This window comes from Pseudoalteromonas sp. MSK9-3 (genome assembly GCF_003590335.1).
GTDB lineage: Bacteria > Pseudomonadota > Gammaproteobacteria > Enterobacterales > Alteromonadaceae > Pseudoalteromonas.
In genome coordinates, this window is the sequence record NZ_MIET01000024.1 from 25,433 (window position 1) to 47,899 (window position 22,467).

The following is a 22,467-nucleotide window of genomic DNA, read 5'->3' on the forward strand; positions in this document are numbered from 1 at the left end:
TTCCTCAAAGTTAACGGGTAAACACCGCGTTGTATTTACCCAATAAAGTTACTGACTCAATTTGAACTCTAGCACAACATTTTGATTAGGTTGAGCGATGGCTTGTCCATCGACTATTTTTGGCCTGTATTTCCAGCGTTTGATAGCACGCAAGGCTTCTTTGTTAAAAATACGCTTTGGTTGTGCATTCACGACGGTGGCATGGGTGACCTGACCATTGGGAGCAATGGTAAAATGAAGTTGTACCCATCCTTCTATCCCCTCACGTGCAGCTGTAATTGGGTATTTGGGTTCAGAGCGCACAATGGCGGTTGCCTCAGTATCTTGTGGACTCAATATAGGGGGAGCATGTTTTATGTCACCAATATTAAGGGTCGGTGTAAATGTGAAGGCGGTATCCACGGGGGCCGCAGAAGTACTCTCTATTGGCCTTGGTGGCTGTACTTTTGGCGCTGGCGGCGGTGGTAATACATTTTTGATTTTTACTTCTGAGTCTTCCTTATTTACGAAAAGAGCGAGGTCTATCACCTCTGGTACTGCTGGCGCTTTTATTTGGTCTTGACTGATCAATTGATCCATAAATACAAAAGCCGCAAATGTTACCAGTAAGGCACCTGCCGCAGAGACGACTACTTTAGCAATAGAGGGGATCGGACTATAGACGATTGCTGACATAGCATATTCCTTTTATAGGTTAGTTATTTCATAGAACGAAGTAAGATCAAAAAAGGGGTGAACTTTTATTTTTTTTTCTAAAATTGCGAGTACAATCCGCAGCAGTTGTATTTTAGAGATCCCCCTATGAAGTTAGAGACAATTAATAAAGCCAGATACCGTAAGCACCTCAACTATGTTATTGGTGCGTGTGTTGTTGCATTAACAGCAGGTAGTTTAGGTATCGCACAGTGTTTGATCGCTCTGTTCCCTGACTCGGATGGGAGTCACTTTCATTGGAATCTAACCGGTGTCATTCTTACGAGTGTGGCAATTGGTGTCGTACTGTTGAAAGTGAAACATCATGCATTTATGTATGAAGTGGCCTATGTATGGGATTTAAAGCAAGCGCTTAATAAAATCACTCGAAAAATGGCGAAATTAAAGAAAGCTGCAGAGCAAGGCAATGCCGATGCAATGCTGGCTATTCAGTTTAGCTATACGGGTTCTAAACAGTTGTGGGAGCTTGATGATAATACCATCACGATGGAAGACTTAGCGATGTGGCAAGCGCAATTGGATGCACTCACTACGCGTTATAATATTGAGTTAGATATCACTCATTATCAGTCAAACCTATTAAAGCAATTTTAAGTGCACTTATATTTGATAAAAAGCGAAGTTATTTTTGCTGGTTCTTTTTATCGTATACATTGCTACGTCAGCACATTCGACAAGTGCTTTAAGTGAAGTAGCATGCTCTGGGTAGCAGGCAATACCCAAACTCGCGCTGACGACCAAAGTATGCTCTTGATCTGCTTTGGTGTAGTTAAACGGGGTTGCAATAACCTTGGTCAGGTTGGTTGCAATGTCTTTGGTTTCTTGGTCAGAAATATTGGCCAAAGCAATTAAAAATTCATCTCCACCCCAGCGGCATATTAAATCGTCTGCTCGTACGTTCAGTTTTAATTGTTCTGCAATATGTTGCAGCATAGCATCACCAGCATTGTGACCGTGAATATCATTAATGGGTTTAAATTCATCTAAATCAAGTAATATGAGACTAAATGGGCGTTGTTGATCGAGCCATTCGAGCAAAACTAACTCTGCGCCATACCGGTTATTCAAGCCTGTTAAACGATCATACTGTGCCTTTTGTTTAAGTTGTGAAATCATCACTTTCTTCATGGTAATGTCGCTGATAAATACTTGTAAGTACCATTGGTCATCACTTTCTGTATTGATAATAATAATGTTAAGCCACACTGTTTCCTGCGTTAATTGGTTACTGAACTCAAATTCAGATTGCATGACTTGTTTTTGGTTAACGCTATTACTGGTAAAGGTATAGAGAATATCAGGTGTTTTACATGCTTTACCGAGTGCATCAGGAAAGCGTTCTTCTAAATCTAAGCCTAGCCCGATAAGTAAATCTTGAGCCGCTTCGTTTATAAGCAGGATATCGCCTCGCTCTTTCACCAACAATGTAGGCGAAGAAGACTTTTCAAACATCAGTCTAAATCGCTTTTCAAACAATTCGATGTCTTTTCTGAGGCTACGTTCTTGCTTAAAAAGTGCTTCAGTGCGGTAAAGTAGTTTGTTTATATTATTAGATATTGTACCAATTTCACTGTGCTTGTGCGTTTTTGGAATCGCAATACGCTGGCCTTTACCTGGGGTTATCGCTGCGAGCTGACCACTTAAATAGTTTAGCGGCTGTGTGATGAGAAAGTACACTAGTACGGCAAAAATGAGTAACATAGGCACAATCACAATCATCAGGGTTCGCACACTTGATAGCGCAATGGCTTGTGCATTTTGTTCTATGAAAATGGTGTTAGGCTCAATATAAATCGCCCCGATTTGCTCCCCAATAATAAATGGGTTACTCAAGGAAAATGTCACTGGTAAGTCCGTTTTATAGAGAATGCTTTTTGCCAGCACGCTTTTTAATCCATTGAGCTGGGCACCTAAGATCACGTCATTGCTGACTAAACCATTTAACACTTCATTGGCTAAATCTTTATCTTCTAAATACGCGGCAATTGATGCGGTTGCTGACACTGTTTGGCCTATTTGCATGATGGTGTTATTTGAGCGCTGCATTTCTTTGTCAAAGACATTGCTGTAATGCAACTTGGCATAAATAAGCGCAAACACAATCGCAGCACTGGTAACAATGATCAGTAATCGAGTAATTAAACTATGTTTATTGAGCAATTGTATATACCACCTTCACTTGAGCAGTCACAGTGTGGGCTGGCACATAAGCCACAGCATTGGCAGTGTGTGCTACTTTGTCCAAGACAGTCATGACATCCGGAAATATTTGTGGCGGTGATACCTTGCCACTAAAGCGTACTCGTGACCAATAAGCATTAATTTGATTTATTGAGCGCCCTGTAATTGCACTGAGAAATGTGGAGCGGATCTGGCTGTCTTTTTGGTAATCGTAGGTCTGCGCCATAGAACCATCCGGAAAGGCGAGGTATTTTCCCATAAACATATCGACGACGGCTTTGTGTGAAAGTGCATTGGTTGGGTTTGTTTTGTTGACGATCACCACAATATCTTGTTGTGCTTGCGCCCATGCGGAGAATAACAATAGTAAAAATAGGGAAGCTCTTAACATCAGAACACCCAATTAAGGCTAATGCCTAAGGTATTAAAACGATTGTCGGGGTTGGTACTAGGTTTGTGTAAATAAAAGGCCGATGGTAGCTGCTGGACATTCGTATGGTCAATTTGTACTTTTAATGCTGAGGTATTATTTAATTCCATTCGCCAAGTGAGTGATAGGGTGTTTTGGTCAATTAGGTAAAAATTGGTATGTCGAATAATACTCTGGTACAGGTAGTCGAGCTCAGGGTTTGATACGAGCGGGGGCTCAGGCACTTGATTATTTGATTTGGCAATTGATGCAGTTGCCATTAATGTATGTTGGTTAAAACGTTTGCCAATACTGAAATAGCCACTTCTGAGGTGGTTCAGCACTTCTGAATTGGAATTGATATAAGAAAGCTCTGATTGAATCAGCCAAGTAGCGTTGTCATATCTTACTCCAATTGCACCATAGTTAAATTGTTTACCCACAATATTTAAAGAGTCTTGAAGGTGTGGTTGGCTAGGCCAAATTTGTACTGGCACATGCGCTATGGCGTCTTTAAGTTGCTTCTGTTGCGCATTTTCATTCCCTGATTTAGATTGGGTATAGTTGATTCTATATAACCAGTTATGTCGTTCTAAATCTATGGTTAGTCCCTGAATGTTGGCAAGCTCTGCATTCCAATAAAAGTTGTCATCACTGACAATAGGTGCTGTTGAGCGACCAACAAAGGCATGCAAACCTAATAAACCTAAAGAGGTTGGCGTTTTATAACGCGCGTCTATACCATCGATGTTTTGATGAGGAATAATCGCGTAAAACTCTGTTGGCAAATGTTCATGGGTAAAGGAGTAGCCTATATCGCGGTATTCGGTCATCATGAACAGATCAAGTCCGGTTCTTCCTGCACGTAGTGTCCAATTCGCGGTGGGCATAAAGCGAATAAACGCCAATTGAGTAAGTGTATCTAAATTATGTTTTTCTTGGTCTTTTAAAGCGGCTTGAATAACGGTTTGCCAGCGGGCTGAGTATTGCCACTCTAGTTGCATGCCGATAGATGAATTGTATAGACCCATTTCATTATCGCGTACCCCATGAGGCTGAGAGATCAAGTGCCGTATTTTTGCTGTGTCAGATGAGCTGGTTGTCAGTGATAGATTTGCAAACCCATCAAAATTAAAAGTCGAACACTCAGCTGTTAAATGTGTGAAGAATAATAAGGCAGCCAATAGTCTCATTGTTTAGGTCCGACGGTACAGTGCACGTTGAAGGTGTGATCTTAAGTTAAGATTAGCTGGTGTTATTTGTAATTCAATAATAGAGGGGGGTTAAGGCAGATTATTTGTTGTTAAGTATTGAACTCATGATGATGTGGTTACGTATAACGAACTTGTTTTTTTCTATTTCAACACCATATCTATATTATTGCAGAGAATGACTGTGATAATATCACATTAATTAATTTTATAGGTTCTGAAGTCGTGGCAGAAGTAAGAGCGAGAGTTCAGCTGAATGTGGGGCAGCATAGTCATATCCCCGCGGAAATCGTGTCATTTAGTGGCTTACAAGATGGGCAAGAGCATGTGGCATTGATTTTTAATCAAGCAGAGTCAGAGCAAGAGATCCCGCTGATCCGTATGCACTCAGAGTGCTTAACGGGTGATGTATTTCACTCGTCGCGTTGTGATTGCGGTGAGCAATTAAACGAGTGTATTGAAACAATGCACCAACAAGGTGGCATATTATTGTACCTTCGTCAGGAGGGCAGAGGTATTGGTCTATACAATAAGATAGATGCCTATGTGCTGCAATCTCAAGGTATGAATACCTATGAAGCCAATAACCACCTGGGCTTTGACGACGACTTACGAGACTTTTCAGATGCTGTATTAATGCTAAAGGCGATGGGCTTATCTCATGTCAAACTGATGACCAATAACCCAAAAAAACTCAACGCGCTGCGTAATGCAGGGATAACAGTTGATGAAGTTGTAGGCACGGAAGCACATGTTAAAGCTGGTAACCGAAGCTACCTTGAGACAAAAGTAAAACATGGCGACCACATGTTGAATATTAAGAAAATATCAAAATCAGAATAAGTTGTAATTTGCTTTACTTTTGAATGCGGCTCTTTGTGCCGCATTTTTACTTTCTACGCTAGTCAAATCGAGCGATAAACTCGCAATTTTGTTCCTCTTGGGTATAATCTGCATGTTTTTATAAGCTTTGAGCCGTTATGTCACCAGAATTTAAAGTATTTAAAGCCGCCATGGGTATACAGTGGTTAAAGGCCGGTTGGGTTATTTTTAAAACTCAGCCCATGACGTTTGTTTTCATGTATTTATTTATCGTTATATCAGCGCTTATTCCGCTGATAGCGCCACCACTGCAGATATTAGCTGCTTTTGCATCGCCATTTTTAACCGCGGGGATGTATATGGCGGTGATCAGCAAACAACAGGGAAAAAGTATCAGTCTTGCGGATATCTTGGCACCCTTTAGTGCAAAAGGCCGGCGCTTAAACTTATTTCGCCTAGGTTTGTACCAGATGGGGGTGATTATTTTATTGACCCTGCTGGCTGATCTGCTTTTTTCTGACGCGTTCGCGATTATGCAAGAGGCAACGCCAAACCAGCAGCCAGATGAGCTGTTAAATGCGGTACTGGCCAGTTTATCGATGTCAGATATTATGCTGTTTGCAATCGCACATTGTGTGAACTTAATGGCGTTTGCTTATGCGTTACCACTGGTGTTTTTTAAAGGTGAAACACGTATTTTCAAAGCGATTATGCAATCTCTCACTGTATTTCAAAAAAATATGGCGCCATTGGGTCTTTATGGCCTTATGATTGCTTTATTAATCGTAGCTTCAATACCGCTTAGTATGATCCCATTATTGGTTATTATTCCCTTGTCTTATATTAGCTTTTTCGTCTCATTCCAGGCTATTTTTATGGCAGATGAAACGCCTTCTAAGCCTCAAGACTCAGTGACACAAGACAGTACAAGCGAAGATAATAATACAGGGCGATTTGACGCTTAGATGGATGATAAAAGTAAGCAAAAACTAAAAAATTATGTATTGTGGTTACTGGCTCGCCAAGAATACTCAAAGAAAGAGTTAACCACAAAGCTCAAGGCGAAAGAAGCGTCTGAGAGTTATATTGAAGCGCTTTTAAGTTGGTGTGAAAGGCTAGGATATATCGATGAAGATCGATATTGTGAGAGCTTTTTACGACGACAAATAAATAAGGGCCTTGGCCAAAGAAGAGTGTTGGCTGAGGCAATGAATAAAGGGGTTGATCGAGCCCAGTTGGTGCAACTAATAGAAACCCTTGAAGTTGATTGGTTTCAGTTGGCACAGGCCGCGTATGAAAAAAAATATGCAATAACGCCCCCTAACCTCGATTACAAAGAAAAGGCAAAGCGGGTGCGATACATGATGTATCGTGGCTTTGGCTATGAAGAAATAGATTTTGCAATGCAAGCAGCAACAATGGGTGAATAATCACATGCAGCACATGACTACCGCACAGATCAGGCAAGCGTTTTTAGACTACTTTGCCACTCAACAACACCAAATTGTCCCTTCAAGCTCGCTGATCCCGGGTAATGATGCGACTTTGTTATTTAACAATGCGGGCATGGTGCAGTTTAAAGATGTATTTTTAGGCGCGGAATCTCGCCCTTATACCCGCGCTACAAGCTCTCAACGTTGTGTACGAGCTGGCGGAAAGCATAATGATTTAGAAAATGTCGGTTATACCGCGCGTCACCATACCTTTTTCGAAATGTTGGGTAACTTTAGTTTTGGTGATTACTTCAAGCAAGAAGCCATTACATTTGCGTGGCAATTCTTAACAGATGTGGTGAAGTTACCAAAAGAGAAGCTGTTGGTAACGGTTTACCATACTGATGAAGAAGCGTATGACTTTTGGTCAAAAGAGATAGGCTTAAGTGACGATAAAATTATTCGTATAGATACTGCGGATAATTTTTGGTCAATGGGTGATACTGGCCCGTGTGGTCCGTGCTCTGAAATATTTTATGACCATGGTGAGCATATTTGGGGTGGCCCTCCAGGATCTCCAGAAGAAGACGGCGATCGCTTTATTGAGATCTGGAACTTGGTATTTATGCAATATAACCGTCACGCTGACGGGTCTATGGAGCCTCTGCCGAAGCAATCGGTTGATACGGGAATGGGCCTAGAGCGTATCGCTGCAATTTTGCAAGGCGTGCACTCAAATTATGAAATTGATTTATTCCAAGGGTTAATAAAAGCGGCTGCTGTGGTAACCAATGCCAAAGATTTAGAAGATAAATCTTTACGCGTTGTTGCTGATCATATTCGTTCGTGTGCGTTTTTGGTATCGGATGGCGTTATGCCATCAAACGAAGGTCGTGGCTATGTATTACGTCGGATCATTCGTCGTGCTGTGCGTCATGGTAATAAGTTAGGCGCATCAGGTGCATTCTTTTATAAGTTGGTAGCGGCATTAATTGAACAAATGGGTGACGCTTACCCAGAGCTTGCAAAACAACAAGCAATCATTGAAAAAGTGCTACGCATAGAAGAAGAGCAATTCGGTAAAACGCTAGAGCGTGGTTTGGCTATTTTAGAAGAAAGCTTAGCCAGTATCGAAGGCGATGTTATTCCGGGTGAACTGGTCTTTAAGCTTTATGATACTTATGGTTTCCCAGCCGATTTAACTGCTGATGTGGCGCGTGAACGCTTCATGACGATTGATGAGCGTGGCTTCCAAGAATGTATGGAAGTTCAGCGTAAAAAAGCACAACAAGCTGGTAAGTTTGGTGCAGATTATAATGAACAATTAAAGTCTGAAAAATCAACAGATTTTAAAGGTTATGATGCTGAACACTACACAGGCACCGTCATTGAGCTCTTTTTTGAAGGGCAAGCAGTTAATGTACTAGAAGATGGGCAAGAAGGGATTGTGGTGCTCGACAGAACCCCTTTCTATGCTGAATCTGGTGGTCAGGTTGGTGACTCAGGTACACTGACGGTGACAGGTGGTGAATTTGCGGTTGTTGATACGCGTAAGCTAGGTAATGCATTTGCCCACCATGGCACAGTACAAGGGCGAATTGGTATTAATGACAAAGCCGATGCGCAAATTGACAGCGAGCGTCGTGAACGTATCAAGAAAAACCACACTGGCACACATATACTGCATGAAGCGCTTCGCCAATTGTTAGGCGATCATGTTGCACAAAAAGGCTCACTTGTGATGCCTGATAAGTTACGTTTTGACTTTTCTCACTTTGAAGGTGTAACGAAGGCGCAACTACGTGAACTCGAAGATGCCGTTAATGCCGAGATCCGCAGTAACTTTGCGCTTGATACACAGTTAATGGACATTGATGACGCCAAAGCAAAAGGGGCGATGGCCTTGTTTGGTGAAAAGTATGATGACGAAGTGCGAGTGGTGTCTATTGGTGGTTATTCAATAGAATTATGTGGTGGAACACACGTTCAACGTACGGGTGATATTGGTCTATTTAAGATAGTGTCTGAAGGCGGTATTGCAGCGGGTGTGCGTCGTATTGAAGCCGTTACAGGTGAAGATGCGATTGCTTATGTTGCACAGCAAGAGCAACAGTTAGCTGAGATTGCCGCCCTTGTGAAAGGTGATAGTCATAACGCACTAGAAAAAGTGAGTGCGCTACTTGAAAAAGCCAAAGGCTTAGAAAAGCAGGTTTCTCAGTTAAACGATAAGTTAGCAAGTGCAGCAGGTGCGTCATTATTAGATTCTGCAGTTGACGTTAACGGCATCAAGCTATTGGTTGCTAATGTCGCTGGTACTGAATCAAAAGCACTGCGTGGCATGGTCGATGACCTTAAAAATAAGATGGGCTCGGGGGTGATTGCACTGGGTGTTGCTAACGGCGATAAAGTGAGCTTGATCACCGGTGTGACAAAAGATCTTATCGGCAAACTTAAAGCCGGTGAGTTAGTGAATCACATGGCTGCACAAGTTGGCGGAAAAGGCGGTGGTCGTCCAGATATGGCGCAAGCGGGTGGCTCAGAGCCGCAAAACCTAGATGCGGCACTGGCGAGTGTTAATGCTTGGGTTGCTGAGAAAACTCAGTAACAGGTGGCATTATTTGTACAAAAGTTTGGTGGCACTTCGGTAGGCTCCTTAGAGCGTATCGAAGCGGTTGCTGAATTAGTCGTAAAGACAAGACAGCAAGGTCATCAAGTTGTTGTGGTTCTGTCAGCGATGTCGGGTGAAACGAATCGTTTAATTGATATGGCACGACAACTTGATACACGCCCTAACAGTCGTGAACTCGACGTGCTACTTACGACCGGCGAGCAAGTCAGTGTTGCATTGTTGGCGATGGCAATTATCAAACGCGGCCACTCTGCAATAAGCCTACTGGCTGATCAAGTCGGGATCCAAACTTCCAATCATTTTGGCAAAGCGCAAATTGAGCGCATTCATACTGAACGACTAAAACAAGAGTTAGAGCATAATCGCATTGCAATTATTGCCGGTTTTCAGGGCCGAGATAATGAAGGTAATATCACAACTTTAGGCCGCGGTGGTACAGATACAACTGCGGTTGAATTAGCCGCAGCATTAAAAGCTGATGAATGTCAGATCTTTACGGATGTGGATGGCGTATATACTACTGATCCGCGGATTGACTCTAATGCTCGGCGCTTAGCTTATGTTACTTGTGCTGAAATGCTCGCATTAGCCAGCTTAGGCGCGAAAGTGTTACACCTTCGCTCTGTTGAAGCGGCAGGCAGGCATAAAGTGCCATTAAGAGTACTCTCTAGTTTTTCGCCAGATGCGGGAACATTGATAACCTATGAAGAGAACTCAAGGTTGCAAAGTACGGTGTCAGGGATCGCAGCATCACGGGATGAAGTGCAAGTTAGTGTATTGAGTAGTACGGAGAATACACCTAAGTTAAGGTTAATAGAGGCGCTGTGTACTGAACATAATATTGAAATAGATATGATCACGCAAACTCAGCAACATAGCGAAAAAATAGGCTATGCTTTTACAGTGCATAGTAATGATCACTTACAGGTGATTGAGATATTGCAGTCAAACTTAGGGTACATACGAGCACACCATGTTGAAAGTAACATGGGGGTTGCTAAGGTCTCTGCTGTTGGCTTGGGCATAAAATCAAATTGTGGTGTTACCGAACAATTTTTTAGTGCTTTAGCTCAAGAAGGTATAAAAACACTAATGGACGCTAGTTCTGAGATAAAAGTCTCAGTATTAGTGGAAGAAAAATATCTAGAATTAGCCGTAAGGACATTACACGCTACATTTTTCTCGGAAAGTACTGAGTAAGGACGTTTTTTGCTTACTTTTACTGTAACTTTTCATTAAAATGAAAAAGACGCGGAATCTTTTAATTTTTGGAATAACAGGAGCAAGAGAATGCTAATACTAACTCGTCGAGTAGGTGAAACCCTGATGATTGGTGATGAAGTTACTGTAACTGTACTTGGTGTTAAAGGAAACCAGGTACGTATTGGTGTAAATGCACCTAAAGATGTTTCAGTTCACCGTGAAGAGATCTACATGCGTATTCAGGCTGAAAAGTCTAATCCAACGACCGGCAATATCTGATCAGCACAAGAATTTGTGAAAATAGCCACATAATGTGGCTATTTTTTTGTCTGCGATAAAATAAATGTCCGTGTGTCATCACTGATCGACTGATTGGAAAGGTATTGCATCCTTTTATTACTTTTTAAAATTAACCCTTTCTCTGTTTCAATAATACTGTCAATCTCCTGCCACGTTAACTGATAGTGCTTGTAAGGGTTTTTTGCTTCAATATGTGTTTCATCAATATGCAGCTCAACGGTACTGCCACTCGCGCGGCTTAACATTTGACGTGCTATCCACCATGGCCGACGATAGTAAAAAGCTAAACACTCAACCACCGCAAGTAGGATCAGGAAGTTTCCTAAATAATGCTCTGTCAGCCCATAAATACTAAATAGACCTAGGGCGATGAGTAATACGAGTAAAAAATATTTGGGTTTATTGTGATCGCCAAGTTTAATCGATTCATCAAAGCATTCTTGAAAATACGGCTTATCTAATACAAATTTTTCTGTGTACATATACGCTCCTAACGTTTGGCACATTGTACCGTATTGCTTTGCAGGGCGCATTAGCCGTACTCTAGATCTCTGGTTTAACAGGTATTAATACCATTTATTAATGCAGCAAAATAAATAAAATTTTTGGTATTACCAATTTTTTTGTGGTGTTTTAGTGACAGTTTTATGAGGTTATAAATAAATAACCTTAGATATTCTCACCTTTTATTTTGAATATTTTTCATGTTTATGCTGTTTTAAGTCTTTGCTTCTTGTCCTTTAGTTATTAACCGTATGATTTTTATATGCAATCTGTTTTTGGTATTACCAATTTACAATGTTATTTACATGTGATGATGTTTTGGTATGATGGGTGAATAAATATTTATAAAAAATGATTATTAACGCAGGTTGTATTTGTCGAGAGACTAAAGGGGAGAGTTATGGATATAGGCGCATTGTTAATTCAGGCAGCTAGCCTAATGCTAACGGGCATGATTGGAGTCTTTGTGTTTTTATCTATTTTAATTTTGGCCGTGACGAATTTGTCTAAGCTCGCCAAACCAGACACAGAAGCTCCTACCGTTCCAACCACGCGTCGCCAGCCGTCAGGCGGGGTGCCGAATGCTCATATTGCAGCGATTAGTGCTGCAATTACGCAATACCGAACAAAACAATAATAGGGGTCTTTCATGTCACAATTAAAACTTACAGAGCTAGTTTTACGAGATGCTCACCAGTCTTTGCTTGCAACCCGTATGCGCTTAGAAGATATGTTACCAATCGCAGAAAAGTTAGATAAAGCAGGTTACTGGTCAGTTGAGTCTTGGGGTGGAGCGACCTTTGATTCGTGTATTCGTTATCTAGGTGAAGATCCTTGGGAGCGCATTCGCGCTTTAAAAGAAGCGATGCCAAATACCAAGCAGCAAATGTTATTACGAGGCCAAAACTTATTGGGCTATCGTCATTATGCCGATGATGTTGTTGAAAAGTTTGTAGAGCGTGCGCACAAAAATGGTGTGGATGTATTTCGTATTTTTGATGCGATGAATGATGTAAGAAATTTAGAAACAGCTGTGAAAGCCGCGATTAAAGTGGGTGCTCATGCACAAGGCACTATCTCTTATACGGTGAGCCCAGTACACACTCTTGATATGTGGTTAGCGCAAGCAAAACAGCTTGAAGATATGGGGTGTCACTCAATTTGTATAAAAGATATGGCGGGTTTACTTAAGCCATATGATGCCGAGCAGTTGATATTGGGTCTAAAAAGTACCGTATCAGTGCCTATTGCAATGCAATGTCATGCAACGACAGGGTTAAGCACAGCGACGTATCAAAAAGCGATTGATGCGGGTATTGATATGCTTGATACCGCAATTTCGTCAATGAGTATGACTTATGGGCATAGCGCGACGGAAACCATTGCGGCTATTACTGAAGGGACAGCCAGAGATACTGGGCTAAACTTAGCTGAACTTGAAGAAATTGCGAGTTACTTCCGTGAAGTACGTAAAAAGTATGCCGCGTTTGAAGGCAGCTTAAAAGGGGTTGATGGTCGAATCCTCCTGGCACAAGTACCAGGTGGTATGTTGACGAACATGGAAAATCAGCTTAAAGAGCAAGGCGCAGCTGACAAACTTGATGATGTACTAAAAGAAATTCCAAAAGTTAGACAGGATCTAGGCTTTTTACCCTTAGTTACGCCCACATCGCAAATCGTAGGCACCCAAGCTGTATTGAATGTACTTACTGGCGAGCGCTATAAAACCATCACCAAAGAAACCGCGGGTGTATTAAAAGGTGAATATGGTTCAACACCTGCGCCGGTAGATAAAGCGTTACAACTTAAAGTGCTGGATGGTGCTGAAGAAATACAATGTCGCCCAGCGGATCTGATCAAGCCTGAGCTAGAAAGCTTACATACTGAATTGCTAGAGAAAGTAAAAGAAGAGTCAATTGAACTTGCTTCAGAGCAAATTGATGATGTTTTAACTTATGCGTTATTTCCACAGGTTGGCTTAAAGTTCTTGAAAAACAGACACAATCCAGACGTGTTTGAACCAAAGCCAACGTTAGTCGAGTCCAGTCAATCAAAAGTACAAAACAAGCCAACGCCAAGTAAAGCGAGCCCTGAGCGGTATAGCGTACAAGTTGATGGCAAAGTCTATGACGTTGTGGTTGCGGCTGGCGGAGAGCTAAAAGAAGTTAAAGTAAAAGACAGCGAGCTTATTCCACAATCAGCATCGGTGAGCTCGTCAGATACCCTCAATGCGCCGTTGGCCGGTAATATTTTCAAAATGAAAGTACGCGCTGGCGATGAGGTTGCTCAAGGTGATGTGGTACTGATCATGGAAGCCATGAAGATGGAAACTGAAGTACGAGCTACCTCAACAGGTACTGTATCAGAAGTCTTTGTTGCTGAAGGTGACTCAGTTGCAACTGGCGACGCCATGATAGCATTGGCTTAGGAGCTGATATGGACGGATTATTGAATTTATGGCAAGCCACTGGCATTGCCAACTTCACGCTGCCCGCGTTAATTATGATGGCGGTTGGCTGTGGTTTATTGTATTTGGCCATAGCAAAAGGGTTTGAGCCCCTGTTGTTAGTACCCATTGGTTTTGGGGCAATTTTGACAAATATTCCTGTGGCTGGTTTAGCTGATCCCGGCGGGTTGTTGTATTACGTTTATTACATAGGTATAGACAGTGGTGTATTCCCGCTCTTAATTTTCATGGGGGTGGGCGCAATGACCGACTTTAGTGCGTTAATTGCGAACCCTCGAATGTTATTTTTAGGTGCTGCTGCGCAGTTTGGTATTTTTGCCACCTTGTTTGGTGCCATCGCGTTAAACTATGTACCTGGTTTCGAGTTTACCCTTAAAGATGCATCGGCTATAGCGATCATCGGAGGCGCGGATGGCCCAACGGCAATTTTCTTGGCCTCAAAATTGGCGCCTGAGCTGCTTGGAGCGATAGCTGTTGCTGCGTACTCTTATATGGCATTGGTTCCTATTATTCAGCCTCCTATTATGCGTTTGCTAACGACTCCAGAAGAGCGCTCTATTGCGATGCCGCAATTACGTGTGGTCTCTAAAAAGGAAAAGATTTTGTTTCCGTTGATGGTACTTAGCTTAACCATCTTATTTTTGCCCTCAGCAACCCCCTTAGTTGGCATGTTTTGTTTAGGTAACTTAATGCGAGAGTGTGGCGTAGTTGACAGGCTTAGCAATACCGCGCAAAACGAGTTGATTAATATCACAACCATATTCTTGGGGTTAGCCGTTGGCTCTAAATTAGCGGCTGAGCATTTCTTAACAGTTGAAACATTAGGTATTTTATTGCTTGGCGCATTGGCATTTTCAATCGGAACTGCATCGGGTGTATATATGGCTAAATTGATGAATCGGTTATCAAGTAACCCTATCAATCCGTTGGTGGGTGCTGCAGGGGTATCTGCGGTACCAATGGCTGCACGAGTGGTTAATAAAGTTGGTCTCGAAAGTAACCCGCATAACTTTTTATTAATGCATGCGATGGGCCCTAATGTTGCAGGTGTATTAGGTAGTGCAGTAGCAGCGGGGATACTCCTTGCATTAGTAGGCTAAGCCGACAGAATTTTAACGTCTCCAACCGACTGCGCAGTTTAGGCTGCGCTTTTTTTGTTCCTCATTTTTATGATATAACAGGAACAGTTAAGAGATAGAGGGGAGTAGCACAATGAATGTATTGATCATATTAGGGGTATTATTTGCTACTTTACTGATCTTGATACCATTATTGGAGCGTTATCAGCATAAATTGGGGCTGGATAAAATGCAGCGTTACAGCAAGTATATATTTCCGCTTGTTATGGCGTCACTCGTGGTTAAGTTGATTTATGTTCTGTGGAATGAGTAGAGGAGCGCCACAGTTTATAGCTAAGGGCTACTCATAGCAGTAAACTATGTGCGTATGTAAGGTGGTAAAAGTACGGCATATAAGCCACTGCCCATCAAAGTTTGACTGTTTTACATGGGCCGTGTATTACTCTATTTATTGAGTACCCAAGGTATATGTTTTTGTGTAATTAATATAAAAAAGGCGCTACAGCGCCTTTTTTTATTGCCGCTGGTAAGTGTTATTCGCTCATTTCGGCTTGCTGTAAATGCGCTTGAATAAACTGTGTGGCATCGGCATAGTCGTGATCGAGCCTATCACGCAATGCAATAAGCTCATCAGCGGTTAAATCACCCGCTTTACACTGGCTTTCAAACTCGATGGCAGTTTCGGCTACTTTTTCTGCCCCAATCGTATTCGAAATCGATTTAAGTTGGTGGCATGCTTCAATGATCGCAGCTTGGTCCATGGAGATCACAGCACCGTTTACTTCTCTGGTTAACATGCTGCTTTGCTCTAAGTACATACGGAAGAAGCGTAATTGCTTTGCTTCATCATGATTAACATATTTGTTAAGAGTCTCTAGATTAACTGCTGGCGTCACCAATACTTCAGGTTCACTCGGTAGTTCCTGAATAAGTGGATTGTTGGACTCTTGAGTCTCTGGTGTATTGGTATGGTTGGTACTCACGTCACTGGCTGTAGAGTCTGGCGCTGGTAAGTCGTTAGCGTGTTTTTCTTGCCACTTCATCAATGTCGCTTCAAGTACGTTCAGCTCAACTGGTTTTGTGATGTAATCATTCATACCTGTGGCAATACAGCGTTCTTTTTCACCTTTGAGTGCGTTCGCGGTGACAGCAATAATATAGGGCTGAGCGTTAATATCGTCGCTTTGCTCTGCAAGATCACGAATTCGCGTAACCATATCGTAGCCAGACATTTTAGGCATATGTAAGTCTGTCAGAATGATAGGGAAGTTACCTTTTTGCCATACTTCAAGGCCTTCTTCACCATTTTCAGCAACTTCTACGCCATAGCCAAGCAAATGTAATTGATCGGTAAGTACTTGCTGGTTCAGTACGTTGTCTTCAACCAACAGCACGAGTTTATTTTCAGCACGTGCCTGATCCACGTTAAGATAGGTATTCATACTACGTGACGGTTTAAGTGCTTTCGGTTTGTGTAGTCCTGCAGCGACCATGACAGAAGTCATGAATGAGCTTTTACACAGTGGCGCCGCATTGAGGTAGAAAATATTCTCATGGTTTACAGCGGCTTCATCCATCGTGCTTAGCACGATGACTTGTTGCTTGTTGTTTTCTAATGAATACAGTAATGAACGTAATTGGTCATTGACTGGCGCCATACCTTCTAAGCCATCTAAAACCCAAATAACGCCTTCTTGATACTGGAATTCGTCAAATTCATCCATTGATCCTAGGGCCACAGTACTTGCCCCCATGAATGATAAATAACGGCATAAAATATTACGCCTGTCATTATTACCTGTCAGCACAACAACTCTTCGTTGCCCGAGTTTACTCTTATGTGCGTATTCAACTTTACCTTGCGTGCTAAACGGTAATTCGACAACAAATTCGCTGCCCATACCAATGTCACTATTGACTTGTATCGACCCTAACATTAACTCAATAAGACTCTTACAAATCGATAAACCTAGGCCTGTACCACCAAACTCTCGGGTAATAGAGCCTTCCGCTTGAATAAACGGGTTAAAGATTTCACGTAACTGAGTTTGTGTCATCCCTTTGCCGTTATCGGTCACTCTAAAGCGCAAGGTATAATGTTCAGAGGTATTTTGTGCAACTTCAACGGTAATTTTGACAAACCCTTGTCGATCACCTTCTGTGCTAGTGAATTTTATCGCGTTGCTACATAGGTTATACAATACTTGGCGAACACGAACGGTATCTCCCACGAGGTTGTTTGGAATATCTGGTGCAATCGCGAGCTGTAAGTCAAGTTTGCGTTTCTTAGCAACTGACGAGAGTACGCGTGCGACTTCTTCAATGGTTTCTGACACTGAAAACACACTGTTGTCGATTTGCAGTTTACCCGCTTCTATTTTAGAGAAGTCTAAAATATCATCCAAAATGCCCAGTAGTGAGAAGGCAGAATCACGGATAATGGTGGTTAAACGGTGTTGCGCACCATCAAGTTCTGTTTGACGTAGTAGATCAATGGTACCAATGACGCCATTCATTGGGGTTCTGATCTCATGGCTCATGGTTGCTAAAAAGGTGGTTTTTGCGTCATTGGCGCGTTCAGCATTGAGCGTGGCTTTTTCTAATGCGAGTGTACGTGCCTGTACTTCAGTTTCAAGGCTGGTTTGTAGTTGCTTAAGCTCTTTTTGTGACTCTTGGTTATTATCAATCACAGACTGCACTTGATGCAGTACATTGTTAATGGCAAAGGCGATGCTTTCAAGGCCAAAACCCAAATCACTATTTAGATGTACACGGTAATCTTGTTTATCGACTACCAGCTTTAGCTCAGCCTCTAACTTTTGGGTGTCATTATTAAGCTGCAATACAATGCGTTTTTTTGCGACAGCGGCTAATAAAAAGGCACAAACTAACGCTAAAGCAAAGAGTGCGTACCCCATCATTGGGCTTTGTGCCGAGTCAGGTGATTGATAACGTAACACCAGTTCACCAATGGCTTGTTCGTCTAATTTTAAAGGCTGATAGACCGTAACTGTGTTCCCTTCAATAATTTTCTTTTGCTGTGAAATTGCCGCCACTGGGACGCTGCTTGTTTGAAAGATAAGTGACGGTTCAGCCATACCCGTTGAACTATACAAATAGATATCAACATGGGGAGCGCCTTCTTTTATACCTTGAAGAATTTGTTTCGCCTGCGAAAACCCTGTTTTCATCATTATATTGGCAAGGGGCGATGCGAGTTCATCGGCTTGTTTTTGAATATTAGGTACTTGATCTACCTGACTGGCTTTAGGCAGCATATAGGCCGCAGCAGCACAAATGGCCCCAGTAACCAGAGCTATTATCAGTATGAGAGGCAGTAGCCCAGCAATTTTTATTGGAGATGAATTTTGCATTGAAATGTTCCGATATTTCGCGACACAATGTTAAAGCTAACTTAAAGCTTAATATACGGACAATCGTATCATTGTCTGATGGCTTTTTCTCTACGTTTTTACGGTAAGCGACCTGTTTTAATCAGATAAAAGGCTAACTTAGGTTAGCTGAACGTAAATTAAGTTGTGTGAAACTTAGCCATTTTAAGCAATAAATTAATTCCGTTGTTTGAAAAATATTCAAACGAGCAGAAGTTTGAAAAAAAAGTTGACTTGAAAGGGCAAAACCCGTTTAATACGCCGCACGCCCAGATAGCTCAGTCGGTAGAGCAGAGGATTGAAAATCCTCGTGTCGGTGGTTCGATTCCGCCTCTGGGCACCATTTTAAGGTGCGCCGACTTAGCTCAGTTGGTAGAGCAACTGACTTGTAATCAGTAGGTCATCCGTTCGACTCGGATAGTCGGCACCATTTCCTCGCTAGGAATAAAAACATAAGCAACAAATTTTGCCCAGATAGCTCAGTCGGTAGAGCAGAGGATTGAAAATCCTCGTGTCGGTGGTTCGATTCCGCCTCTGGGCACCATTTTCGGTGCGCCGACTTAGCTCAGTTGGTAGAGCAACTGACTTGTAATCAGTAGGTCATCCGTTCGACTCGGATAGTCGGCACCATTTTCTTGCTAGGAATAAAAACATAAGCAACAAATTTTTGCCCAGATAGCTCAGTCGGTAGAGCAGAGGATTGAAAATCCTCGTGTCGGTGGTTCGATTCCGCCTCTGGGCACCATTATTAAGTGTGCCGACTTAGCTCAGTTGGTAGAGCAACTGACTTGTAATCAGTAGGTCATCCGTTCGACTCGGATAGTCGGCACCATTTAATTCGGCGTAAGCCACAAAATTTGCCCAGATAGCTCAGTCGGTAGAGCAGAGGATTGAAAATCCTCGTGTCGGTGGTTCGATTCCGCCTCTGGGCACCACTTTTCCTTAGCCTTTATCTAGATTTTAAATTACCCTTTACCTACAAAAACACTATTTCCCTATAAAACTCTATTTCCGTCGCTAATGACGGAGACGATTTTGCGAACGCCAGAAAGCAAAAAACCGCGATAAAGAAACATACCTGCTTTGAACGAGAAAACAGCAGCTTGATTTTATGACTCGTTACTAATTAAAAATACAACGCCTTGACCCAGTTCTCTTTCTCATTTTCCTTTTTTGTCTCAAAGGGAGAGTTGCGTTGTTTTTTATGACATAGTAAGCGCAGTTCGGCTAAAGTATGAATATAGTAATTTACACTCTTAAGTTAGATTCAAATGGCAATGAAAGTCTGCTAAATATTTTATCTTTAATACCGATATAACGAAGAGTTACTCCAATTAGGTTAATGGAGTGGTCTAATATGTGTCATACAGACTTTAAGCTAACTTGACGGAGGTTTTTCTATTTAGTTATGCTAATGAGGAATATCTAATAAGGTTGGAGTTAAGTTGGGCCTTTAAAATTGACGAAGGATTAAGACAGCTTGGTATTAAGCGTGAAACGTGTGATAAGGATAATGACATGAAGATTGACGCAAGTGCAGGGCTACTCCTGCACGCAAAAAACAATCAGGTTACTGATAGAATAAAAAATGTCGGCTCAAGCAGTAAGGAAGCTCTTGCAGTAGATCCAGCCACACAATTTATCAGCTCAGAACCGACACTTCCTACTGAACAAATGCGAGCCAAGTCTGACAACGGCAAATTGACAGTAATTAACTATAAGAGTAACGGTAAACTCGATCTACCCGCTAGATTTGAAGCGCATCGAGAGTTAATTGAGCGTGTAGCAAGCTCCACCAGCACGTTGTATTTGCATGATACGCCAGCTGCCGCAAATAAAGTTGCAGAAGAGTATGACAAAACGTCTACTGATTTGTACGTTCAAAACCCAGAGCTACAAAATAAAAACTGGGGCTTTTCAATTGACGGTTCGGGTAAATTGATTGCAACAGGCCACCTGAACCAGGCTGATAAGCAGCTTGTTGAAGAGGCATTGAATGGTAATGACAAGTTAGTCAGTGCAGCTAAAGACTTTAAAAACAAATTTTTAGAAGGGCTGGAAATAGAGCGTGGCAGTTCAGGCACGAGTCAGTACTGGGGTAAATATGATGTCAACGAAGGGAACTTTGCTGAGATTATCGATTTTAAAGAAATGATCACACAAAGCCGAAACAACGATAAACAAAGAGAGGCCACAGGCTATTTGCTCAATAAGCGGGAGTGGACAATTAATATAGCTGACCAGCTTAAAACAAGCGCTGAGCCGTCTTTTACTAAATAAACAGTGTAATCGGTAGACAGTCGCCCTCCGGTGCATCTAAATTGCGGGTGCGCACTTGATAACAGATCTAAATTAGAAATGTGGCCCAGCTTAGCTATAGAATATTGACTCCAGCAATACCTATGGAAGCTTTAAGGCCACTTGAGATGCCGCTCATTAGTGTACTCATCATCTTATTGTGACAACGGTAAACTAACAAATACTTCGGTCCCTAAATTGTCATCTGTTCTATATTCGATAAAGCCACGCTGAACTTCGGTCAGTAATTTTGCGGCATAGGTACCAACGCCCGCATGTTCGGGCTTCCCATAAGTAACAAATTTATCAAAAAACTGTGCCCTAATAGGTTCTGGTACCGGATCCGGATTATGGATTTTTAACACTAAGAATTGGTCATTTTGCGTTGAACTGAGTTTGATGGAAGGGTCGCTCTTTGTGCCTTCTAGTGCGTTTTTTAGCAGATGAGTAAGCAATGCATGTGTGATGCTTTGTTCACCAAAAAAACAACCTTCAGTATCGATAGTATTGTGAACGGTAATTTGCTTTTGATTGATCATAGTGGCGAGCGGGCCTAACGTGTCTTTTATAAGTGCACTGAGCTTATGCTGTTTTGGGGTAAGTTTGTATTCTTGCTGTTCTATTTTATTGAGCGCTGAAATACTGTCGATATGAAGCTGTAGATTTGAACAACTTTGCTGAATAAAGTCGATATATTGCTGGGCTTTTTCTGCATCATGTAGGTGATTGACCAATTGTTCGGTTGAGTTTTTGATATTCGCAACGGGCTGTATGAGTTCGTTTTGATTGAGATTATCAAATTCATCGCGTAAACGGGCATTCTCTAGCATGGTGTCGATTTGAGTACGCATGATACGATTAGACTCGATACTGCGACAATGTGCTTGCACCCTTGATTTGACGATAGCTGGATTTGCAGGCTTGGTAATATAGTCAACAGCGCCGAGTTCCAACCCTTTAATAATATGCTCGGTTTGTTCAAGGGCAGATAAAAAAATCACCGTAATGTGCTGTGTACTCGGATCACTTTTTAAACGTTTACATACTTCTAAGCCGTCCATTTCAGGCATCATAATATCCAGTAAAACAATATCGGGCTGTGGATCTTTAGTACATATCTGTAATGCTTTTTTCCCGTTGAGTGCTGCTTTTACCTTATAATCTTTGCGTAAAATATCACTGATAATTTTTATATTGTCAGCCACGTCATCGACAATAAGGACATGGATATCATCGCTGGGTGTCACTGCTGGCTCTGGTTGTTGGGAGCTTTCTTTACAGGGTCTGACTGGTTTGGTTAATGCGCGCTGTAATCGAGATGCCAATATTTTACTTGAAAAGGGTTTAACCACATATTCAGACACACCGCATTGAATGGCTTTGACAACATGGGCTTGTTCTATGGTTGCAGAGGTCATTACGAAGGGGATTTTTGCAGTGCGAGCGGTTGTTCGTACTTTCTTAAGAAAATCAATGCCTGAAAATTTGGGTAAGTCCCACTCTGCAATGATCAAGTTGATGTCATTGTATTCAAGCTTTTCTAACGCATCTGTAGCATTTGAGCTTTGGATAATATCGACATGGCTGAGCTGATTAAGCACATTGGCAATCATCGTTCGAATGGTTTCAAATGGCTCAACAACAAGGACGGTCAGTGGCTGAGAGGGTGAGATAGTGACCATAAAATGCTCCGTATAGGTCTGTTTTTGACACGCGCTACAGCGTGTTAATGTACGATATTAGAACTACTCGACCACGTAACTGAGCAATTGATAAACAATTTCACTTGGTTTTATTTTGCACATGTTATTATTATGTGTCTATA

General features: G+C 41.9%; 19 protein-coding genes and 7 tRNA genes. 19 read left to right on the plus strand and 7 right to left on the minus strand.

Annotated elements, in window-relative coordinates; genetic code table 11:
* Positions 1-48 precede the first annotated feature (48 nt).
* Positions 49-675 (minus strand): energy transducer TonB, encoded by a 627-nt coding sequence (locus tag BGP78_RS08780; RefSeq protein WP_119861051.1) that lies wholly within the window; start codon positions 673-675, stop codon positions 49-51.
* Positions 676-801: 126 nt separating this feature from the next.
* Between BGP78_RS08780 and BGP78_RS08785 the strand changes: the two genes are divergently transcribed.
* Entirely contained in the window at positions 802-1,308 is a 507-nt protein-coding gene (locus BGP78_RS08785) for a DUF3087 domain-containing protein (RefSeq protein WP_119861052.1), read from the plus strand.
* 6 nt (positions 1,309-1,314) lie between these two features.
* Here the strand turns inward: BGP78_RS08785 and BGP78_RS08790 are convergent, their stop codons facing one another.
* From BGP78_RS08790 to BGP78_RS08800, 3 genes are read right to left on the minus strand one after another with little or no spacing between them, the layout of a single operon-like run.
* Complete coding sequence (locus BGP78_RS08790) at positions 1,315-2,874, minus strand: GGDEF domain-containing protein (RefSeq protein WP_119861053.1); 1,560 nt, start codon at positions 2,872-2,874, stop codon at positions 1,315-1,317.
* Positions 2,864-3,286 (minus strand): hypothetical protein, encoded by a 423-nt coding sequence (locus BGP78_RS08795; protein WP_119861054.1) that lies wholly within the window; start codon positions 3,284-3,286, stop codon positions 2,864-2,866. Before BGP78_RS08795 ends, BGP78_RS08790 begins: the two co-directional genes overlap by 11 nt.
* The gene (locus BGP78_RS08800) at positions 3,286-4,497 is read right to left on the minus strand and encodes a hypothetical protein (RefSeq protein WP_119861055.1); all 1,212 of its coding nucleotides are present in this window, start codon (positions 4,495-4,497) and stop codon (positions 3,286-3,288) included. The genes BGP78_RS08795 and BGP78_RS08800 overlap by 1 nt, the downstream gene beginning before the upstream one ends.
* Positions 4,498-4,740: 243 nt before the next feature.
* On the opposite strand from BGP78_RS08800, the gene ribA reads away from it, so the two are divergent.
* The 6 genes from ribA to csrA all read left to right on the plus strand — a co-directional run bounded on the left by ribA (position 4,741) and on the right by csrA (position 10,881).
* Positions 4,741-5,358: a GTP cyclohydrolase II gene (gene ribA / locus BGP78_RS08805; protein ID WP_119861056.1), complete on the plus strand. Its 618-nt coding sequence runs from the start codon at positions 4,741-4,743 to the stop codon at positions 5,356-5,358.
* A 137-nt stretch (positions 5,359-5,495) separates the two neighbouring features.
* Positions 5,496-6,302: a BPSS1780 family membrane protein gene (locus BGP78_RS08810; RefSeq protein ID WP_119861057.1), complete on the plus strand. Its 807-nt coding sequence runs from the start codon at positions 5,496-5,498 to the stop codon at positions 6,300-6,302.
* Entirely contained in the window at positions 6,303-6,767 is a 465-nt protein-coding gene (locus tag BGP78_RS08815; protein WP_119861058.1) for a regulatory protein RecX, read from the plus strand.
* Positions 6,768-6,771: 4 nt separating this feature from the next.
* On the plus strand, positions 6,772-9,375 hold the full coding sequence (gene alaS, locus BGP78_RS08820) for an alanine--tRNA ligase (RefSeq protein ID WP_119861264.1): 2,604 nt from the start codon (positions 6,772-6,774) through the stop codon (positions 9,373-9,375).
* A gap of 3 nt (positions 9,376-9,378) precedes the next feature.
* A complete protein-coding gene (locus tag BGP78_RS08825; RefSeq protein WP_119861059.1) occupies positions 9,379-10,599 on the plus strand; it encodes an aspartate kinase in 1,221 nt (406 codons plus the stop codon).
* A 90-nt stretch (positions 10,600-10,689) separates the two neighbouring features.
* Positions 10,690-10,881, plus strand: a complete 192-nt coding sequence (csrA, locus tag BGP78_RS08830; RefSeq protein ID WP_010362895.1) for a carbon storage regulator CsrA — start codon at positions 10,690-10,692, stop codon at positions 10,879-10,881.
* Positions 10,882-10,919: 38 nt separating this feature from the next.
* Here csrA and BGP78_RS08835 read toward each other — a convergent pair whose 3' ends face one another.
* Positions 10,920-11,384 carry a YcxB family protein gene (locus BGP78_RS08835; protein WP_119861060.1) on the minus strand — a complete coding sequence of 155 codons (465 nt, stop codon included), beginning with the start codon at positions 11,382-11,384 and terminating at the stop codon, positions 10,920-10,922.
* A 422-nt stretch (positions 11,385-11,806) separates the two neighbouring features.
* Between BGP78_RS08835 and BGP78_RS08840 the strand changes: the two genes are divergently transcribed.
* The 4 genes from BGP78_RS08840 to BGP78_RS08855 all read left to right on the plus strand — a co-directional run bounded on the left by BGP78_RS08840 (position 11,807) and on the right by BGP78_RS08855 (position 15,265).
* Positions 11,807-12,043: an OadG family transporter subunit gene (locus BGP78_RS08840; RefSeq protein WP_119861061.1), complete on the plus strand. Its 237-nt coding sequence runs from the start codon at positions 11,807-11,809 to the stop codon at positions 12,041-12,043.
* Between the two features lie 12 nt (positions 12,044-12,055).
* The gene (oadA, locus tag BGP78_RS08845) at positions 12,056-13,834 is read left to right on the plus strand and encodes a sodium-extruding oxaloacetate decarboxylase subunit alpha (RefSeq protein WP_119861062.1); all 1,779 of its coding nucleotides are present in this window, start codon (positions 12,056-12,058) and stop codon (positions 13,832-13,834) included.
* Positions 13,835-13,842: 8 nt separating this feature from the next.
* Positions 13,843-14,973 carry a sodium ion-translocating decarboxylase subunit beta gene (locus tag BGP78_RS08850; RefSeq protein ID WP_010362899.1) on the plus strand — a complete coding sequence of 377 codons (1,131 nt, stop codon included), beginning with the start codon at positions 13,843-13,845 and terminating at the stop codon, positions 14,971-14,973.
* Positions 14,974-15,085: 112 nt separating this feature from the next.
* Complete coding sequence (locus tag BGP78_RS08855) at positions 15,086-15,265, plus strand: hypothetical protein (RefSeq protein ID WP_119861063.1); 180 nt, start codon at positions 15,086-15,088, stop codon at positions 15,263-15,265.
* A gap of 220 nt (positions 15,266-15,485) precedes the next feature.
* Here BGP78_RS08855 and BGP78_RS08860 read toward each other — a convergent pair whose 3' ends face one another.
* Complete coding sequence (locus tag BGP78_RS08860) at positions 15,486-18,326, minus strand: ATP-binding protein (protein ID WP_119861064.1); 2,841 nt, start codon at positions 18,324-18,326, stop codon at positions 15,486-15,488.
* Positions 18,327-18,611: 285 nt separating this feature from the next.
* On the opposite strand from BGP78_RS08860, the gene BGP78_RS08865 reads away from it, so the two are divergent.
* From BGP78_RS08865 to BGP78_RS08900, 8 genes are all read left to right on the plus strand, one after another.
* Positions 18,612-18,687 (plus strand) — tRNA-Phe (locus tag BGP78_RS08865).
* Positions 18,688-18,698: 11 nt separating this feature from the next.
* Positions 18,699-18,774, plus strand: a tRNA-Thr gene (locus BGP78_RS08870).
* 38 nt (positions 18,775-18,812) lie between these two features.
* A tRNA-Phe gene (locus tag BGP78_RS08875) sits at positions 18,813-18,888 on the plus strand.
* Between the two features lie 10 nt (positions 18,889-18,898).
* Positions 18,899-18,974, plus strand: a tRNA-Thr gene (locus tag BGP78_RS08880).
* A gap of 39 nt (positions 18,975-19,013) precedes the next feature.
* Positions 19,014-19,089 (plus strand) — tRNA-Phe (locus tag BGP78_RS08885).
* A gap of 11 nt (positions 19,090-19,100) precedes the next feature.
* Positions 19,101-19,176, plus strand: a tRNA-Thr gene (locus BGP78_RS08890).
* A gap of 27 nt (positions 19,177-19,203) precedes the next feature.
* Positions 19,204-19,279: transfer RNA gene (locus BGP78_RS08895), tRNA-Phe, on the plus strand.
* Positions 19,280-19,862: 583 nt separating this feature from the next.
* On the plus strand, positions 19,863-20,624 hold the full coding sequence (locus BGP78_RS08900; RefSeq protein ID WP_259386249.1) for a hypothetical protein: 762 nt from the start codon (positions 19,863-19,865) through the stop codon (positions 20,622-20,624).
* 173 nt (positions 20,625-20,797) lie between these two features.
* On the opposite strand, the gene BGP78_RS08905 is transcribed toward BGP78_RS08900, so the two are convergent.
* Positions 20,798-22,324: a response regulator gene (locus BGP78_RS08905; RefSeq protein WP_119861066.1), complete on the minus strand. Its 1,527-nt coding sequence runs from the start codon at positions 22,322-22,324 to the stop codon at positions 20,798-20,800.
* Positions 22,325-22,467 lie beyond the last annotated feature (143 nt).

What these genes read in the sequence shown, in the direction of transcription:
- BGP78_RS08780 (WP_119861051.1), bottom strand. Translation starts at nt 675, where the DNA reads ATGTCAGCAATCGTCTATAGTCCGATCCCCTCTATTGCTAAAGTAGTC.
- BGP78_RS08785 (WP_119861052.1), top strand. Translation starts at nt 802, where the DNA reads ATGAAGTTAGAGACAATTAATAAAGCCAGATACCGTAAGCACCTCAAC.
- BGP78_RS08795 (WP_119861054.1), bottom strand. Translation starts at nt 3,286, where the DNA reads ATGTTAAGAGCTTCCCTATTTTTACTATTGTTATTCTCCGCATGGGCG.
- BGP78_RS08800 (WP_119861055.1), bottom strand. Translation starts at nt 4,497, where the DNA reads ATGAGACTATTGGCTGCCTTATTATTCTTCACACATTTAACAGCTGAG.
- BGP78_RS08810 (WP_119861057.1), top strand. Translation starts at nt 5,496, where the DNA reads ATGTCACCAGAATTTAAAGTATTTAAAGCCGCCATGGGTATACAGTGG.
- BGP78_RS08815 (WP_119861058.1), top strand. Translation starts at nt 6,303, where the DNA reads ATGGATGATAAAAGTAAGCAAAAACTAAAAAATTATGTATTGTGGTTA.
- alaS (WP_119861264.1), top strand. Translation starts at nt 6,772, where the DNA reads ATGCAGCACATGACTACCGCACAGATCAGGCAAGCGTTTTTAGACTAC.
- csrA (WP_010362895.1), top strand. Translation starts at nt 10,690, where the DNA reads ATGCTAATACTAACTCGTCGAGTAGGTGAAACCCTGATGATTGGTGAT.
- BGP78_RS08835 (WP_119861060.1), bottom strand. Translation starts at nt 11,384, where the DNA reads ATGTACACAGAAAAATTTGTATTAGATAAGCCGTATTTTCAAGAATGC.
- BGP78_RS08840 (WP_119861061.1), top strand. Translation starts at nt 11,807, where the DNA reads ATGGATATAGGCGCATTGTTAATTCAGGCAGCTAGCCTAATGCTAACG.
- oadA (WP_119861062.1), top strand. Translation starts at nt 12,056, where the DNA reads ATGTCACAATTAAAACTTACAGAGCTAGTTTTACGAGATGCTCACCAG.
- BGP78_RS08850 (WP_010362899.1), top strand. Translation starts at nt 13,843, where the DNA reads ATGGACGGATTATTGAATTTATGGCAAGCCACTGGCATTGCCAACTTC.
- BGP78_RS08855 (WP_119861063.1), top strand. Translation starts at nt 15,086, where the DNA reads ATGAATGTATTGATCATATTAGGGGTATTATTTGCTACTTTACTGATC.
- BGP78_RS08860 (WP_119861064.1), bottom strand. Translation starts at nt 18,326, where the DNA reads ATGCAAAATTCATCTCCAATAAAAATTGCTGGGCTACTGCCTCTCATA.
- BGP78_RS08900 (WP_259386249.1), top strand. Translation starts at nt 19,863, where the DNA reads ATGAAGATTGACGCAAGTGCAGGGCTACTCCTGCACGCAAAAAACAAT.
- BGP78_RS08905 (WP_119861066.1), bottom strand. Translation starts at nt 22,324, where the DNA reads ATGGTCACTATCTCACCCTCTCAGCCACTGACCGTCCTTGTTGTTGAG.